The organism is Pseudomonas sp. 91RF, from assembly GCF_003576265.1.
In the GTDB taxonomy this organism is placed as follows: domain Bacteria; phylum Pseudomonadota; class Gammaproteobacteria; order Pseudomonadales; family Pseudomonadaceae; genus Aquipseudomonas; species Aquipseudomonas kribbensis.
The window spans coordinates 81,070-95,641 of record NZ_QWFC01000022.1 but is presented as its reverse complement, the minus strand read 5'-3'; the positions used below and the strand labels follow the sequence as shown (position 1 = coordinate 95,641).

The window sequence follows — 14,572 nt, the reverse complement described above, 5'->3', positions numbered from 1 at the left end:
GCGGGATAGAAGGTTGGGTGGCTACCTATCCATAATATGACCGATAAGTTGTATACAACTATATGGACATTTGTCACGACTATTGAATACAGTGTGCGCATAACAAAAACCAGGGAACCCCCCCACCATGAAAACGCCCCATGTTTCACACCAACGACCCGAGGACGAAAACCTCGGGGTCGGCGCGAATATGGCTTACGGCCTGCAACATGTTCTGACCATGTATGGCGGTATCGTCGCGGTGCCGCTGATCATCGGTCAGGCCGCCGGGTTGTCGCCGGCGGACATTGGTCTGTTGATTGCTGCTTCATTGTTTGCGGGGGGGCTGGCCACGTTGCTGCAAACCCTGGGTCTGCCGTTTTTCGGATGTCAGTTGCCGCTGGTGCAGGGCGTGTCGTTCTCCGGTGTCGCCACGATGGTGGCGATTGTCAGCAGCGGCGGGGAGGGCGGCTTTCAGTCAGTGCTCGGCGCGGTCATTGCGGCGTCCCTGATCGGCTTGCTGATCACGCCGGTATTCTCACGCATCACCAAGTTCTTCCCGCCGCTGGTTACGGGGATCGTGATCACCACCATCGGCCTGACGCTGATGCCGGTGGCCGCCCGCTGGGCCATGGGTGGCAACAGTCATGCTCCGGACTTCGGCAGCATGCAGAACATCGGTCTGGCGGCGGTCACGCTGGTGCTGGTGCTGCTGCTGAGCAAGGTCGGCAGTTCCACCATCTCGCGTCTGTCGATCCTGTTGGCGATGGTGATCGGCACGGTGCTGGCGGTGTTTCTCGGCATGGCGGACTTCTCCAACGTTACCCAGGGCCCGATGTTTGGCTTCCCGACACCGTTCCATTTCGGCATGCCGACTTTCCACTTCGCTGCGATCCTGTCGATGTGCATCGTGGTCATGGTGACCCTGGTGGAAACCTCGGCGGACATACTGGCGGTCGGTGAAATCATCGGCACCAAGGTCGATTCCAAGCGTCTGGGCAACGGCCTGCGGGCGGACATGCTGTCGAGCATGTTTGCGCCGATCTTCGGTTCGTTCACCCAGAGCGCCTTTGCCCAGAACGTCGGGTTGGTGGCGGTGACCGGAATCAAGAGCCGTTATGTGGTAGCGACCGGCGGCATCTTCCTGGTGATCCTCGGCCTGCTGCCGTTCATGGGTCGGGTGATTGCGGCGGTGCCGACGTCGGTACTCGGCGGCGCCGGTATCGTGCTGTTCGGCACCGTGGCAGCGAGTGGCATCCGCACGCTGTCCAAGGTCGATTACCGCAACAACGTCAATCTGATCATCGTTGCCACCTCGATCGGTTTCGGCATGATCCCGATTGCCGCGCCGAACTTCTACGATCACTTCCCGAGCTGGTTCGCGACCATTTTCCATTCGGGCATCAGTTCGTCGGCGATCATGGCGATCCTGCTGAACCTGGCGTTCAACCACTTCACGGCGGGTAACTCGGATCAGCAGTCGGTGTTCGCGGCGGCAGAAGAGCGGACCCTGCGTTATCGGGATCTGGCGGCGCTGCGTGAAGGCGACTACTTCAGCGACGGCAAGCTGCATGACTGCGACGGCAATGAAGTGCCGGTGATCGATCCGGATTCGGATCACGGTCATGGTGCACCGAAAGTGCATGCCAAGAGCAGCGAGCACGTCTGACCGCTGTTTCTGAAATAGAAAAGGGCCGATCAGTCGGGAAACTGATCGGCCCTTTTTATGGCACGCACTTTTTCAATGCCCACAAAAAAGCCCCTGAATCTTTCGATTCAGGGGCTCTGTATTTGGCTCCACAACCTGGACTCGAACCAGGGACCCAGTGATTAACAGTCACTTGCTCTACCAACTGAGCTATTGCGGAATTGGTGCGTATGTTACTGATTTAAAAAGACTAGTCAAGCTTTGCCGGAAAACTTTTTCAGCAACGGGAATTTAGCCGCCAAATGTAAAGTTGCCCATCAGCAGTTTGGCGTACAACGCTGTGGCCGCCAGTTGCACCAGCCAAAGGGCCAGTCCACCGAGAAACACGCCGGCCGCCACTTGCAGTACCAGGCTCTTTTCGCGTTTGCCCGAGCTGCGGGGCGGATAGTAGTCCAGCTCATCGCGGTCGGCGCGCAGGTCATCGTTTTTCATGTCGGTTCTCTGAAATATCGTCTGTGTGCAGTCTAGAGGGTGTTACGGCTTTTCTTCAGACAAATAAAAACGGGAAGCCCGAAAGCTTCCCGTTTTCAGTGCTGCGCCGGATCAGATGACCTGAACGATCGCGTCCGTCACGACTTCGATGTTGCTCTGGTTCAGCGCGGCGACGCAGATGCGGCCGGTGTCCAGGGCATAGATGCCGAACTCGTTGCGCAGGCGGTGAACCTGCTCGGTGGTCAGGCCGGAGTAGGAGAACATGCCGCGCTGACGGCCGACGAAGCTGAAGTCACGCTGCGGGGCTTTTTTCGCCAGCAGAGCAACCATCTGCTCGCGCATGCCGCGAATGCGCAGGCGCATTTCAGCCAGTTCGGCTTCCCACTGGGCGCGCAGTTCCGGGCTGTTCAACACAGCGGCGACAACGCTTGCACCGTGAGTCGGCGGGTTGGAGTAGTTGGTGCGGATCACGCGCTTGACCTGCGACAGAACGCGGGCGCTTTCTTCTTTCGACTCGCTGACGATCGACAGCGCGCCGACGCGCTCGCCGTACAGCGAGAACGACTTGGAGAACGAGCTCGACACGAAGAAGGTCAGGCCGGACTCGGCGAACAGACGCACGGCAGCGGCGTCTTCGGCGATGCCGTCACCGAAACCCTGGTAAGCCAAGTCGAGGAACGGCACGTGACCTTTGGCCTTGACCGCTTCCAGCACGTTGTTCCAGTCCGCCGGGCTCAGGTCGACGCCGGTCGGGTTGTGGCAGCAAGCGTGCAGCACGATGATCGAGCCGTTCGGCAGGGCGTTGAGGTCTTCGAGCAGGCCGGTACGGTTCACGTCGTGGGTGGCGGCGTCGTAGTAACGGTAGTTCTGCACCGGGAAACCGGCGGTTTCGAACAGCGCGCGGTGGTTTTCCCAGCTCGGGTCGCTGATCGCCACAACGGCATTCGGCAGCAGTTGCTTGAGGAAGTCGGCACCGATTTTCAGTGCGCCGGTCCCGCCGACGGCTTGAGTGGTGACCACGCGGCCAGCGGCCAGCAGTGGCGAATCATTGCCGAACAGCAGCTTTTGCACGGCCTGGTCGTAGGCAGCGATGCCGTCGATCGGCAGGTAGCCACGGGAGGCGTGCTGAGCCGCGCGAATGGTTTCGGCTTCGATAACGGCGCGCAGGAGTGGAATTCGCCCCTCTTCGTTGCAGTACACACCCACCCCGAGGTTGACCTTATTGGTCCGGGTATCGGCGTTGAATGCTTCGTTGAGGCCCAGGATTGGATCGCGGGGTGCCATTTCGACAGCGGAGAACAGGCTCATTTTTACGGCAGCTCTAATGGAGAGTGGAGGGACGTGTGGCGCTCCAGCCGAATGCACTAGAGCGGTGCACAAACGGGGAGCTAGTATAGAGGCCATCATCGACCAATGGCGACAGGCGATTCGGGTTTTCAGGTAAGTTTTTCCGATTATTTCTCGACCGTTAGTCGAATGGACTTGTCGGAGACTTTACCGGATGTAGGAAGTTTGCCTTGAAAGGCGAGGCAATCGGCTCCACATTCAGCACAATCTTCGTTTTTCCTTGCGCGACATCGGTCGTTTGCGGTCTTTCTCGTGGTGCTGCGGTTTGCCGCCGGCGTCGCGATTCCAGAGGTGTTTATGTCTGAATTCCAGCTCGTCACCCGATTCGACCCTGCCGGCGACCAGCCTGAAGCCATTCGCCAGATGGTCGAGGGCATTGAAGCCGGGCTGGCGCACCAGACCCTGCTCGGTGTGACCGGTTCGGGCAAGACCTTCAGCATCGCCAACGTGATTGCCCAGGTGCAGCGTCCGACCCTGGTGCTGGCGCCGAACAAGACCCTGGCCGCGCAGTTGTACGGCGAGTTCAAGTCGTTCTTCCCGAACAACGCGGTCGAGTATTTCGTCTCCTACTACGACTACTACCAGCCCGAAGCCTATGTGCCGTCGTCCGACACCTTCATCGAGAAGGATGCGTCGATCAACGACCACATCGAGCAGATGCGCCTGTCGGCGACGAAGGCATTGCTGGAGCGCAAGGATGCGATCATTGTCACCACGGTGTCGTGCATCTACGGTCTGGGCAGCCCGGAAACCTATTTGAAAATGGTGTTGCACGTCGATCGCGGCGACAAGCTCGATCAGCGTGCGCTGGTGCGGCGTCTGGCCGACCTGCAATACACCCGCAATGACATGGATTTCGCCCGGGCGACGTTCCGGGTGCGCGGCGATGTGATCGACATCTATCCGGCCGAATCCGACCTCGAAGCGATCCGTATCGAGTTGTTCGATGACGAGGTGGAAAGCATTTCCGCGTTCGACCCGCTGACCGGCGAGGTCATCCGCAAGCTGCCGCGCTTCACTTTCTACCCGAAAAGCCACTACGTGACGCCCCGGGAAACCCTGCTCGACGCCATCGAGGGGATCAAGGTCGAGTTGCAAGAGCGCCTGGAATACCTGCGCAACAACAACAAACTGGTCGAAGCCCAGCGTCTGGAGCAACGCACTCGGTTCGACCTGGAGATGATCCTCGAACTCGGCTACTGCAACGGCATCGAAAACTACTCGCGCTACCTGTCCGGACGCCCGGCCGGCGCGGCGCCGCCAACGCTCTACGATTACCTGCCGGCGGATGCATTGCTGGTGATCGACGAGTCCCACGTCAGCGTGCCGCAAGTCGGCGCGATGTATAAGGGCGACCGTTCCCGTAAAGAGACGCTGGTGGAATACGGCTTCCGCCTGCCATCGGCGCTGGACAACCGGCCAATGCGCTTCGACGAGTGGGAAGGGGTGAGCCCGCAGACGATTTTCGTCTCGGCCACGCCCGGCAACTACGAAGCCGAACACGCCGGACGAGTGATCGAGCAAGTCGTACGCCCGACCGGTCTGGTCGACCCGCAGGTGGAAGTGCGCCCGGCGCTGACCCAGGTTGACGATCTGCTCTCGGAAATCACCAAGCGTGTGGCGCTGGAAGAGCGGGTGCTGGTCACTACGTTGACCAAGCGCATGGCTGAGGACCTGACCGATTACCTGGCCGATCACGGCGTCCGTGTGCGGTATCTGCACTCGGACATCGACACCGTCGAACGGGTGGAAATCATCCGCGACCTGCGCCTCGGCACCTTCGATGTTTTGGTAGGGATCAACCTGCTGCGTGAAGGTCTGGACATGCCGGAAGTGTCACTGGTGGCGATTCTCGATGCGGACAAGGAAGGCTTTCTGCGTTCCGAACGCTCATTGATCCAGACCATTGGTCGTGCGGCTCGTAACCTCAATGGCCGGGCGATTCTCTATGCAGATCGCATCACCGGTTCGATGGAGCGCGCCATCGGCGAAACCGAGCGTCGTCGCGACAAGCAGATCGCCTTCAACCTGGCCAACGGCATCACACCGAAGGGCGTGTTCAAGGACGTCGCCGACATCATGGAAGGCGCCACTGTGCCCGGCTCGCGTAGCAAGAAGCGCAAAGGCATGGCCAAGGCTGCCGAGGAAAACGCCAAGTACGAAGCCGAATTGCGCTCGCCAAGCGAGATCACCAAGCGCATCCGCCAACTGGAAGAGAAGATGTATCAGTTGGCCCGCGACCTGGAATTCGAAGCGGCGGCGCAGATGCGCGACGAGATTGCCAAAATGCGCGAGCGGCTTTTGGCTGTTTGATCTTTATTGCCTGACAGTGCCCTATCGCGAGCAGGCTCGCTCCCACATTGGATCTGTGTTGTTCACAAGTTTCCTGTGGGAGCGAGCCTGCTCGCGAATGGGGCGGCTCGGTCTTAATGAGCCTCGCCGGCCTTCAGGCCGGCGGGCAGCTTCTTGGTCAGCAAGATCGCCAACATGCTGATCCCCAGCGCAATCCCGACAAAATGAAAGGCATCGTTGTAGGCCATGATCAGCGCCTGCTGATGGACGATGTCACTCAATTTCCCCAGCGCTGCGGCATCACTGCCGAAGCGGTCGGTCATCGACGCCAGGCGTTCGGCCACCTGCGGATTGGTCGGCACCACCGCTTCTCGCAGGTAATCGAAGTAGGTCTTGGTGCGTGCATCCAGCAGCGTCGCGAGCAGGGCGATGCCGATGGCGCCGCCGAGGTTGCGCAGGATGTTGAACAGGCTCGACGCCGAACCCGCATCCTGCGGCAGGATATAAGCCGTGGCGATCAGCGAAATGGTCACCATGATCAACGGCTGGCCGAGGGCGCGGATAATCTGGATCTGATTGAACTGCGGCCCGGCAAAGTCCGGGTTGAGCACGCCGGATGAAAAACTCGCCAGCCCGAACAGCCCGAACCCCAAAGTACACAGCCATTTGGGCGAGACGAACTTCATCAGCTTCGGCACCAGCGGAATCAGGAACAACTGCGGCACGCCCATCCACATGATCACTTCGCCGATCTGCAAGGCGTTGTAATTCTGGATCTGTGCCAGATACAGCGGCAGCAGATAGATCGAACCGTACAGCCCGACGCCCATGCCCAGGCTGGAAATGCTCGACAGCCCGAAGTTGCGATTGCGCAGGATGCGAAGATTGATCAGCGGGTTGGGCTTGGAGATCTGCACGATCACGAAGGTGATCAGGCTCAGCAGGGCGATGCTGCCCAGCGTCACGATCAGGCTCGATTCCAGCCAGTCCTTGCGATGGCCTTCTTCAAGAAAAACCTGCAGGCAACCGAGACCGATGCCCAGCGTGAGAATGCCGGTGTAATCGGTGCTTTTCAGCAGCTCCCAATGGGCTTCTTTCTTCTCGAGTCCGTACATCAGCCCGGCGATCATGATCAGCCCCGGCGGCACATTGATATAGAAGATGTACTCCCAGCCCCAGTTTTCCGTGAGCCAGCCGCCGAGGGTCGGACCGATGGACGGGGCGAAAGTGGCGGTCATGGCGAACATCGCCATGCCTTTTGCGCGGTGATGTTCGGGGAGTTTGATCAGGGTCAGGGTGAAGGCCAGCGGAATCAGCGCGCCGCCAGTGAAACCCTGCATGGCGCGGAACACGATCATGCTGTCGAGGCTCCAGGCCATCGAACACAGCAAGGATGAAATCAGAAACCCCAGCGACACCCACACCGCCAGCCGTCGTGCGGAAAGCAACTGCACCAGCCACGCGGTCAGCGGGATCATGATGATTTCCGCCACCAGGTACGAGGTGGAAATCCACGAGCCTTCTTCAAGGGTCGCCGACAGGGCGCCTTGAATGTCCTTGAGCGACGAGTTGGTGATCTGGATGTCGAGCACCGCCATGAAGGCGCCGAGCATCACGCTCATCACTGCGATCCAGTCCCGCCGGGTCGGTTCGCCGACCGGGCGGATCAGTTGATCACCGGCCATTGTCTGGGGCGTCTTTGATATTCACGGTGGCGGTGACCGACATGCCCGGACGGATCTTGCCGTGCAGCGGATTGTCAGCTTTGAAGGTCAGTTTGACCGGAATCCGTTGTACGACTTTGGTGAAGTTGCCGGTGGCGTTGTCCGGCGGCAACAGGCTGAACTGCGCGCCGGAGGCCGCGAACAGGCTGTCGACCCGGGCTTCGATCGGCGTATCGCCATAAGCGTCGAAGACCAGCTCGGCCTTCTGGCCCGGCTGCATGTGGCCGATCTGGGTTTCCTTGAAGTTGGCCTGCACCCAGATGTCTTCGTCCGGAACGATCGACAGCAGGTACGCGCCGGCCTGAACAATCTGGCCATTGCGGGCGGCACGCTGGCCGACGAGGCCGCTGATCGGTGCGTGGATTTCGCTGCGGGTCAGGTTCAGTTCGGCCTGGGCGAGGTCGGCACGGGCGTTGGCGATCTGCGCATCGAGGCGCTTGATCTCGGCATTCAGTGCGCTGACCTGCTGGCGTTGGCTCTGCGCATCGGCCTGAGCCTTGGCCACTTGCGAGCGGGCGATATGGTTGTCGGCGGAGAGGGTGGTGACCCGCTCCTCGGAAACGAAACCGGGTTTGCGCAGGGCTTCTGCGCGAGACAGATCGATTTGCGAGCGGCCCAGTGTCGCTTGCGTGGTTGCCACTTGCGCTTCACTGGCGGCGATCAGGCTGGATTGTTGAGTCAGTTTGCTCTGAGCCTGCAGGCGCTCGGCTTCACGGGTGGCGAGGGCGGCATTGGCGCGATCGACGGCGAGGCGAAAGTCGTCGCCTTCGAGACGCACCAGCAACTGGCCTTTTTCCACGTGCTGGTTGTCCTGCACCAGGACTTCGTCGATGCGCGCGCTCAACTGGCTCGACACGCGGGTGATTTCACCCTGGACATAGGCGTTGTCGGTGCTTTCATAAAAGCGGCCCTTGAAAAACCAATGAGCGAAAAAGCCCCCGGCAATCAGCAGGACGAGCAGCAGGAAAATGAACAGGCGACGCTTGAGTTGGGCAGGCATGGGCAAACTGTAGTCCAGGAATTGTAAGGAAAGTTATCAGCAGGCGAATCTGGCATACAGCCGATGAACGGTAAATGCCGTCTGCTGATATTCAGCCATTCACCACGGCCTACGGGCGTTACAGACGCAAAGTTGGCTTAAATGCCCTGCCCGCTGGAGCGGGGCGGGTGTCGCCTGTTACCATTCGCCGCTTGATTGTTCTTTGCTTTTCATTCTTTTCGAGACATGCCATGACCACCGTCCGCACTCGCATCGCGCCATCGCCTACCGGGGATCCCCACGTAGGTACCGCTTACATCGCATTGTTCAACTACTGCTTTGCCAAGCAGCACGGCGGTGAGTTCATCCTGCGCATTGAAGACACCGATCAACTGCGTTCGACCCGCGAGTCCGAACAGCAGATTTTCGACGCTTTGCGCTGGCTCGGCATCGACTGGAGCGAAGGCCCGGACGTCGGCGGCCCGCACGGTCCTTATCGCCAGAGCGAACGCGGCGACATCTATCAGAAGTACTGCCAGCAACTGGTCGACATGGGCCACGCCTTCCCGTGCTTCTGCACCGCTGAAGAGCTGGACCAGATGCGCGCCGAGCAAATGGCTCGCGGCGAAACCCCGCGCTACGACGGCCGTGCGCTGTTGCTGTCCAAGGAAGAAGTCGCGCGCCGTCTGGCTGCCGGCGAACCCCACGTGATCCGCATGAAAGTGCCGACCGAAGGCGTCTGCGTGGTGCCGGACATGCTGCGTGGCGACGTCGAGATCCCGTGGGATCGCATGGACATGCAAGTGCTGATGAAGACCGACGGCCTGCCGACGTACTTCCTGGCCAACGTGGTCGACGATCACCTGATGGGCATCACTCACGTCCTGCGTGGTGAAGAATGGCTGCCATCGGCACCGAAACTGATCCTGCTCTACGAATACTTCGGTTGGGAACAACCGGAGCTGTGCTACATGCCGCTGCTGCGTAACCCGGACAAGAGCAAGCTGTCCAAGCGCAAGAACCCGACCTCGGTGACGTTCTACGAGCGCATGGGCTTCATGCCGGAAGCGATGCTCAACTACCTGGGCCGCATGGGCTGGTCGATGCCGGACGAGCGCGAGAAGTTCTCGCTGCAGGAAATGGTCGACAATTTCGACCTCAAGCGCGTGTCGCTGGGCGGGCCGATTTTCGACATCGAGAAACTCTCGTGGCTCAACGGCCAGTGGCTGCGTGATCTGCCGGTGGAAGAGTTCGCCGCTCGCGTACAGAAGTGGGCGTTCAACTCCGAATACATGATGAAGATCGCGCCGCACGTTCAGGGCCGCGTTGAAACCTTCAGCCAGGTCGCACCGCTGGCCGGGTTCTTCTTCGCCGGTGGCGTCAATCCGGATGCCAAGCTGTTCGAATCGAAAAAGCTCTCGGGTGATCAGGTTCGTCAACTGATGCAGTTGATCCTGTGGAAACTGGAAAGCCTGCGTCAGTGGGAGAAGGACAGCATCACCGCGACGATTCAGGCGGTGGTGGAATCCCTCGAGCTGAAACTGCGTGATGCGATGCCGTTGATGTTTGCGGCGATCACCGGTCAGGCGAGCTCGGTATCGGTGCTCGATGCGATGGAAATCCTCGGGCCGGACCTGACCCGTTTCCGTCTGCGCCAGGCGATTGACCTGCTGGGCGGCGTGTCGAAGAAAGAAAACAAAGAGTGGGAAAAGCTGTTGGGCGCTATCGCCTGATTGCGTTTGACTCTGCAGGACGCGCCGCAGGCCAGGATCTTTTGATCCCGTCCTTCGGCGTTTTCCCCCGAATTTACGGGGGGAGGGCGGTAAGTGATTGTTATGCCGACAAAAAATTTTGAAATTTTTCAAAAATAAGTTTGACAGGCTTTCGATACGCCCTTAAGATTCGCCCCGTCCTCAGCGATGACATCAACGATGAGGGGCTATAGCTCAGCTGGGAGAGCGCTTGCATGGCATGCAAGAGGTCGACGGTTCGATCCCGTCTAGCTCCACCAATTTACACTTCGAAGCCTGGCCACACCGGCTTCGAAGCGATCAACACTCAGCGTTGATCAGTTGTATAGAAGGGTTTGCGTCCCCTTCGTCTAGTGGCCTAGGACACCGCCCTTTCACGGCGGTAACAGGGGTTCGAGTCCCCTAGGGGACGCCAGTTTTACAGAAGCGATGTTACAAGTAGTCGCTCCGCCGCGAGGCGAAAAATCCGGGGCTATAGCTCAGCTGGGAGAGCGCCTGCATGGCATGCAGGAGGTCAGCGGTTCGATCCCGCTTAGCTCCACCAATTTACAGTTCAAGGTCTGGCCACACCGGCCTTGAATCGATCAGATCTCAGCACTGATCAGTTGTATAGAAGGTTTGTGTCCCCTTCGTCTAGTGGCCTAGGACACCGCCCTTTCACGGCGGTAACAGGGGTTCGAGTCCCCTAGGGGACGCCACGATTACCCGCCATGCGGGATTTATAAGGGTCATTCAATTATTGAATGGCCCTTTTGTTTGTCTGGCGTTTGGCCAAATCTCCTTTTTCCTTAAACTGTGCTTCAGACCAGCGGTCATATTTTCGACTTGCAGAATATTATTATGAGAATAATATTCTAATCGTAATATTCGGAGGCAACGATGAACGACAAAAAAGCTCAAACCCGCGAACGCATCCTCAAGGCTGCCAGCGCCGCTCTGATCCAGCGTGGCCCGGCCGAGCCAAGCGTGGGTGAAGTGATGGGCGCCGCCGGCCTGACTGTTGGTGGCTTCTATGCGCACTTCGAAAGCAAGGACGCAATGATGCTGGAGGCGTTCAAACAGTTGCTGGGTCGCCGCCGCGACCTGATTGCCGACATGGACTCCGAATTGACCGGTGAAGAACGTCGCGCCCTGGTGGCTGCGTTCTACCTGTCGCGCAAGCACCGTGATTCCAGCGATTCCGCTTGTCCGATCCCGGCCTCAATCGGCGAGCTGGGGCGGTTGCCGGAAGAATTCCGCATAGCGCTGAACGAGCATCTGGAACTGATGATCGCGCAGTTGGCTTCAAGCCCTGAAGACATTGATAAAGCGTTGGCCGACGTGGCCCTGATGGTGGGTGGCCTGGCGCTCGCAAGGGCGTTGGGGCCTGGTGATTTGTCCGATCGATTGCTGCGCGCTGCCAAATCGGCGGTGCGTTGACCTGAAGGCAGCAAGCCTGAGGAGAGAGCGATGAGCACGTTGAAGTGGGTTCGCGGCGTTAATGGCACCTTGGGCTGGTTTGCACCGAAGCTGGTGGCAAGCAAAATGCGGCTGGCATTCATGACCCCTCGCGCCAATGCGCCACGGGATTGGGAATTACCGCTGCTGGCGAAATCCGAGCGGATCACTTTGCGCTTCGGTCTCTCCGCACTGCGTTGGGGGCAAGGGCCGACGGTTCTGCTGATGCACGGTTGGGAAGGGCGGCCGACCCAGTTTGCTGCGCTGATCACGGCGCTGGTCGAATCCGGTTACACCGTCGTCGCTCTCGACGGTCCGGCCCACGGGAGATCACCGGGACGCGAAGCCAACGTCGTATTGTTCGCCCGCGCGATGCTCGAAGCCGCCGCTGAATTGCCTCCGCTGCAAGCCGTCATCGGCCACTCCATGGGCGGCGCCAGCGCCATGCTCGCAGTGCAATTGGGCCTGCGCACCGAAACCCTGGTCAGCATTGCCGCACCGGCCCGAATTTTGGGTGTATTGCGTGGATTCGCCCGCTACGTCGGCATGCCGCCCAGAGCTCGTTCTGCCTTCATCCGCCAGGTTGAACAGGACGTCGGCATGCGCGCCGCCACCCTCGATGTCGCTCACTATCAACTGGATATGCCAGGCCTGATCGTGCATGCCGAGGACGACACCTTCGTCTCGGTCAAGGAATCCCAGCTGATCCACGAATCCTGGTTCGACAGCCGACTGCTGCGCCTGGAGGCCGGCGGTCACCAGCGCGTGCTGGCCGACCCTCGGGTGATTGATGGCGTGTTATCACTGCTCGCCGGTCGCAGCCTTCAGGCGCGGCAATCGGCCTAGTCATCCGTTACACTGCCCCGGTTGAATCATTTGACCGGGAGTAGGGCATGGGCTGGGATCGGGCAACGCCGTTTACCATTGATCTGCAAGTGGGCGCCGAGGACATCGACGGGCTGGGACACGCGAACAACGCGGTTTACGTCTCCTGGCTCGAACGCTGCGCCTGGCGCCACTCGCAGCGGCTGGGTCTGGATCTGGTCGAGTATCGTCGTCTGGATCGTGCGATGGCTGTGGTGCGGCACGAAATCGACTACCTCGCAGCCGCCTACGAAGGTGACGAACTGCAACTGGCGACCTGGATCGTCGATTGGGATCAGCGCCTGAAAATGACCCGTCATTTCCAGTTGATCCGCCCCAGCGACAACACCACGCTGCTGCGCGCCCAGACCACCTTCGTCTGCATCGAGCTGTCCACCGGCAGACCCAAGCGCATGCCCGCCGAGTTCATTGAAGGTTACGGCCCGGCCATCCAGACAGCGGACATGGGTTTAACCCGCGAAACCCAGTAAACTGCCGCACGTTTTTCCTTGAGTGTGTGTTTCCCATGCAAATTGCTCTGGCGCCGATGGAAGGGTTGGTCGACGACATCCTGCGCGATGTCCTGACCCGTGTCGGCGGTATTGACTGGTGCGTGACCGAGTTCATCCGGGTCAACGATCAGTTGCTGACCCCGGCCTATTTCCACAAGTTCGGCCCTGAATTGCTCAACGGTGCCCGCACCGCTTCCGGCGTGCCGCTGCGCGTGCAATTGCTGGGCTCTGACCCGGTGTGCCTGGCGGAAAACGCTGCGCTGGCCTGCGAGTTGGGTTCCGAAGTGATCGATCTGAACTTCGGCTGCCCGGCGAAAACCGTCAACAAATCCCGTGGTGGCGCGGTTTTGCTCAAGGAGCCGGAACTGCTCAACCAGATCGTCGAACACGTGCGGCGTGCGGTGCCGGCGCACATTCCGGTCACCGCCAAGATGCGCCTGGGTTTCGACAGCCCGGACGGCTCGCTGGTCTGCGCCACGGCGCTGGCCGAGGGCGGCGCAGAGCATATCGTGGTTCACGCCCGGACCAAGATGGACGGCTACAAGCCGCCGGCCCATTGGGAGTGGATCCCGCGTGTGCAGGACGTGGTCAAGGTGCCGGTGTTCGCCAACGGCGATATCTGGAGCGTTGACGACTGGCGCCGTTGCCGGGAAATCAGCGGTGTCGAAGACATCATGCTCGGTCGTGGTCTGGTTTCGCGTCCGGATCTGGCCAAGCAGATCGCTGCTGCCCGTGCCGGCGAGGAAGTCGTCGAGATGACCTGGAGCGAGCTGATGCCGCTGATCCAGGACTTCTGGTTGCAAGCCAAGGCGCAGATGACGCCGCGCCAATCGCCGGGCCGTTTGAAGCAATGGCTGGCGATGCTGACCCGCAACTATCCCGAGGCCACCGAGCTGTTTACCGTACTTCGCCGCGAAACCGAGCCGGACCAGGTCTCGCGTTTGCTGGGTTTGCCGGTCGCCGAAGCCGCCTGAAAAAATCTTCGAATAATCTCTTGAAAACAAAATGCAGGTCCCTATCTAAGGGTTACGCGATGCCGAATTCGGGTCGCGGAGACAAAAAACCTTGCTGATTGTTTTCAGGAGATTTGAACCATGAGTACTGCATTTTCCCTCGCTCCACTGTTCCGTTCCTCGGTAGGTTTCGACCGTTTCAACGACCTGTTCGAAACCGCCCTGCGCAACGAGCCAGGCAGCAGCTATCCACCTTACAACGTCGAAAAACACGGTGACGATCAATACCGCATCGTCGTGGCGGCGGCCGGTTTCCAGGAAGAAGACCTGGAACTGCAAGTCGAGAAAGGCGTGCTGACCATCAGTGGTGGCAAGCGTGACGCGAACGAAGGCGTCACTTTCCTGCACCAGGGCATCGCCCAGCGTGCATTCAAGTTGTCTTTCCGTCTGGCCGATCACATCGAGATCAAGGCCGCCGGCCTGAGCAACGGCCTGCTGAGCATCGATCTGTTGCGCGTGATCCCGGAAGAAGCGAAAGCCAAGCGCATCCCGATCAACGGGACGCAGAAGCCGGCGCTGCAATAAGCCGACCGA

General features: G+C 59.8%; 12 protein-coding genes and 5 tRNA genes. 12 read left to right on the top strand and 5 right to left on the bottom strand.

Annotated features, from left to right (window positions below; genetic code table 11):
* The first annotated feature begins 127 nt into the window (after positions 1 to 127).
* On the top strand, positions 128 to 1,648 hold the full coding sequence (locus DXT77_RS09630) for a nucleobase:cation symporter-2 family protein (protein WP_085700168.1): 1,521 nt from the start codon (positions 128 to 130) through the stop codon (positions 1,646 to 1,648).
* 123 nt (positions 1,649 to 1,771) lie between these two features.
* Here DXT77_RS09630 and DXT77_RS09625 read toward each other — a convergent pair.
* The 3 genes from DXT77_RS09625 to DXT77_RS09615 all read right to left on the bottom strand — a co-directional run bounded on the left by DXT77_RS09625 (position 1,772) and on the right by DXT77_RS09615 (position 3,427).
* Positions 1,772 to 1,847, bottom strand: a tRNA-Asn gene (locus DXT77_RS09625).
* Between the two features lie 71 nt (positions 1,848 to 1,918).
* The gene (locus DXT77_RS09620; protein ID WP_119427463.1) at positions 1,919 to 2,119 is read right to left on the bottom strand and encodes a hypothetical protein; all 201 of its coding nucleotides are present in this window, start codon (positions 2,117 to 2,119) and stop codon (positions 1,919 to 1,921) included.
* A 111-nt stretch (positions 2,120 to 2,230) separates the two neighbouring features.
* A complete protein-coding gene (locus DXT77_RS09615; RefSeq protein WP_119427462.1) occupies positions 2,231 to 3,427 on the bottom strand; it encodes an amino acid aminotransferase in 1,197 nt (398 codons plus the stop codon).
* A gap of 336 nt (positions 3,428 to 3,763) precedes the next feature.
* Between DXT77_RS09615 and uvrB the strand changes: the two genes are divergently transcribed.
* On the top strand, positions 3,764 to 5,779 hold the full coding sequence (gene uvrB / locus DXT77_RS09610) for an excinuclease ABC subunit UvrB (RefSeq protein ID WP_085711986.1): 2,016 nt from the start codon (positions 3,764 to 3,766) through the stop codon (positions 5,777 to 5,779).
* 113 nt (positions 5,780 to 5,892) lie between these two features.
* On the opposite strand, the gene DXT77_RS09605 is transcribed toward uvrB, so the two are convergent.
* Together DXT77_RS09605 and DXT77_RS09600 are read right to left on the bottom strand one after the other, a co-directional pair.
* A complete protein-coding gene (locus tag DXT77_RS09605; protein ID WP_178083458.1) occupies positions 5,893 to 7,383 on the bottom strand; it encodes an MDR family MFS transporter in 1,491 nt (496 codons plus the stop codon).
* A 49-nt stretch (positions 7,384 to 7,432) separates the two neighbouring features.
* Complete coding sequence (locus tag DXT77_RS09600; RefSeq protein ID WP_119427460.1) at positions 7,433 to 8,482, bottom strand: HlyD family secretion protein; 1,050 nt, start codon at positions 8,480 to 8,482, stop codon at positions 7,433 to 7,435.
* 230 nt (positions 8,483 to 8,712) lie between these two features.
* On the opposite strand from DXT77_RS09600, the gene gltX reads away from it, so the two are divergent.
* From gltX to DXT77_RS09550, 10 genes are all read left to right on the top strand, one after another.
* Complete coding sequence (gltX, locus tag DXT77_RS09595) at positions 8,713 to 10,194, top strand: glutamate--tRNA ligase (protein WP_085711989.1); 1,482 nt, start codon at positions 8,713 to 8,715, stop codon at positions 10,192 to 10,194.
* Between the two features lie 202 nt (positions 10,195 to 10,396).
* A tRNA-Ala gene (locus tag DXT77_RS09590) sits at positions 10,397 to 10,472 on the top strand.
* Positions 10,473 to 10,551: 79 nt separating this feature from the next.
* Positions 10,552 to 10,627, top strand: a tRNA-Glu gene (locus DXT77_RS09585).
* Between the two features lie 53 nt (positions 10,628 to 10,680).
* Positions 10,681 to 10,756, top strand: a tRNA-Ala gene (locus tag DXT77_RS09580).
* 78 nt (positions 10,757 to 10,834) lie between these two features.
* Positions 10,835 to 10,910 (top strand) — tRNA-Glu (locus tag DXT77_RS09575).
* Positions 10,911 to 11,091: 181 nt separating this feature from the next.
* Positions 11,092 to 11,631, top strand: a complete 540-nt coding sequence (locus tag DXT77_RS09570) for a TetR/AcrR family transcriptional regulator (protein WP_119427459.1) — start codon at positions 11,092 to 11,094, stop codon at positions 11,629 to 11,631.
* Between the two features lie 30 nt (positions 11,632 to 11,661).
* Positions 11,662 to 12,495, top strand: a complete 834-nt coding sequence (locus tag DXT77_RS09565; protein ID WP_085732470.1) for an alpha/beta fold hydrolase — start codon at positions 11,662 to 11,664, stop codon at positions 12,493 to 12,495.
* Between the two features lie 47 nt (positions 12,496 to 12,542).
* Positions 12,543 to 13,004: a thioesterase family protein gene (locus tag DXT77_RS09560; RefSeq protein WP_085732471.1), complete on the top strand. Its 462-nt coding sequence runs from the start codon at positions 12,543 to 12,545 to the stop codon at positions 13,002 to 13,004.
* Positions 13,005 to 13,039: 35 nt separating this feature from the next.
* Positions 13,040 to 13,999, top strand: a complete 960-nt coding sequence (locus DXT77_RS09555; protein WP_119427458.1) for a tRNA-dihydrouridine synthase — start codon at positions 13,040 to 13,042, stop codon at positions 13,997 to 13,999.
* Between the two features lie 120 nt (positions 14,000 to 14,119).
* Positions 14,120 to 14,563, top strand: a complete 444-nt coding sequence (locus tag DXT77_RS09550; RefSeq protein ID WP_085711994.1) for an Hsp20 family protein — start codon at positions 14,120 to 14,122, stop codon at positions 14,561 to 14,563.
* Positions 14,564 to 14,572 lie beyond the last annotated feature (9 nt).

Bases quoted from the DNA above. Each gene is read 5' to 3' on its own strand.
- DXT77_RS09630 (WP_085700168.1), top strand. From the start codon at position 128: ATGAAAACGCCCCATGTTTCACACCAACGACCCGAGGACGAAAACCTC.
- DXT77_RS09620 (WP_119427463.1), bottom strand. From the start codon at position 2,119: ATGAAAAACGATGACCTGCGCGCCGACCGCGATGAGCTGGACTACTAT.
- DXT77_RS09615 (WP_119427462.1), bottom strand. From the start codon at position 3,427: ATGAGCCTGTTCTCCGCTGTCGAAATGGCACCCCGCGATCCAATCCTG.
- uvrB (WP_085711986.1), top strand. From the start codon at position 3,764: ATGTCTGAATTCCAGCTCGTCACCCGATTCGACCCTGCCGGCGACCAG.
- DXT77_RS09600 (WP_119427460.1), bottom strand. From the start codon at position 8,482: ATGCCTGCCCAACTCAAGCGTCGCCTGTTCATTTTCCTGCTGCTCGTC.
- gltX (WP_085711989.1), top strand. From the start codon at position 8,713: ATGACCACCGTCCGCACTCGCATCGCGCCATCGCCTACCGGGGATCCC.
- DXT77_RS09570 (WP_119427459.1), top strand. From the start codon at position 11,092: ATGAACGACAAAAAAGCTCAAACCCGCGAACGCATCCTCAAGGCTGCC.
- DXT77_RS09565 (WP_085732470.1), top strand. From the start codon at position 11,662: ATGAGCACGTTGAAGTGGGTTCGCGGCGTTAATGGCACCTTGGGCTGG.
- DXT77_RS09560 (WP_085732471.1), top strand. From the start codon at position 12,543: ATGGGCTGGGATCGGGCAACGCCGTTTACCATTGATCTGCAAGTGGGC.
- DXT77_RS09555 (WP_119427458.1), top strand. From the start codon at position 13,040: ATGCAAATTGCTCTGGCGCCGATGGAAGGGTTGGTCGACGACATCCTG.
- DXT77_RS09550 (WP_085711994.1), top strand. From the start codon at position 14,120: ATGAGTACTGCATTTTCCCTCGCTCCACTGTTCCGTTCCTCGGTAGGT.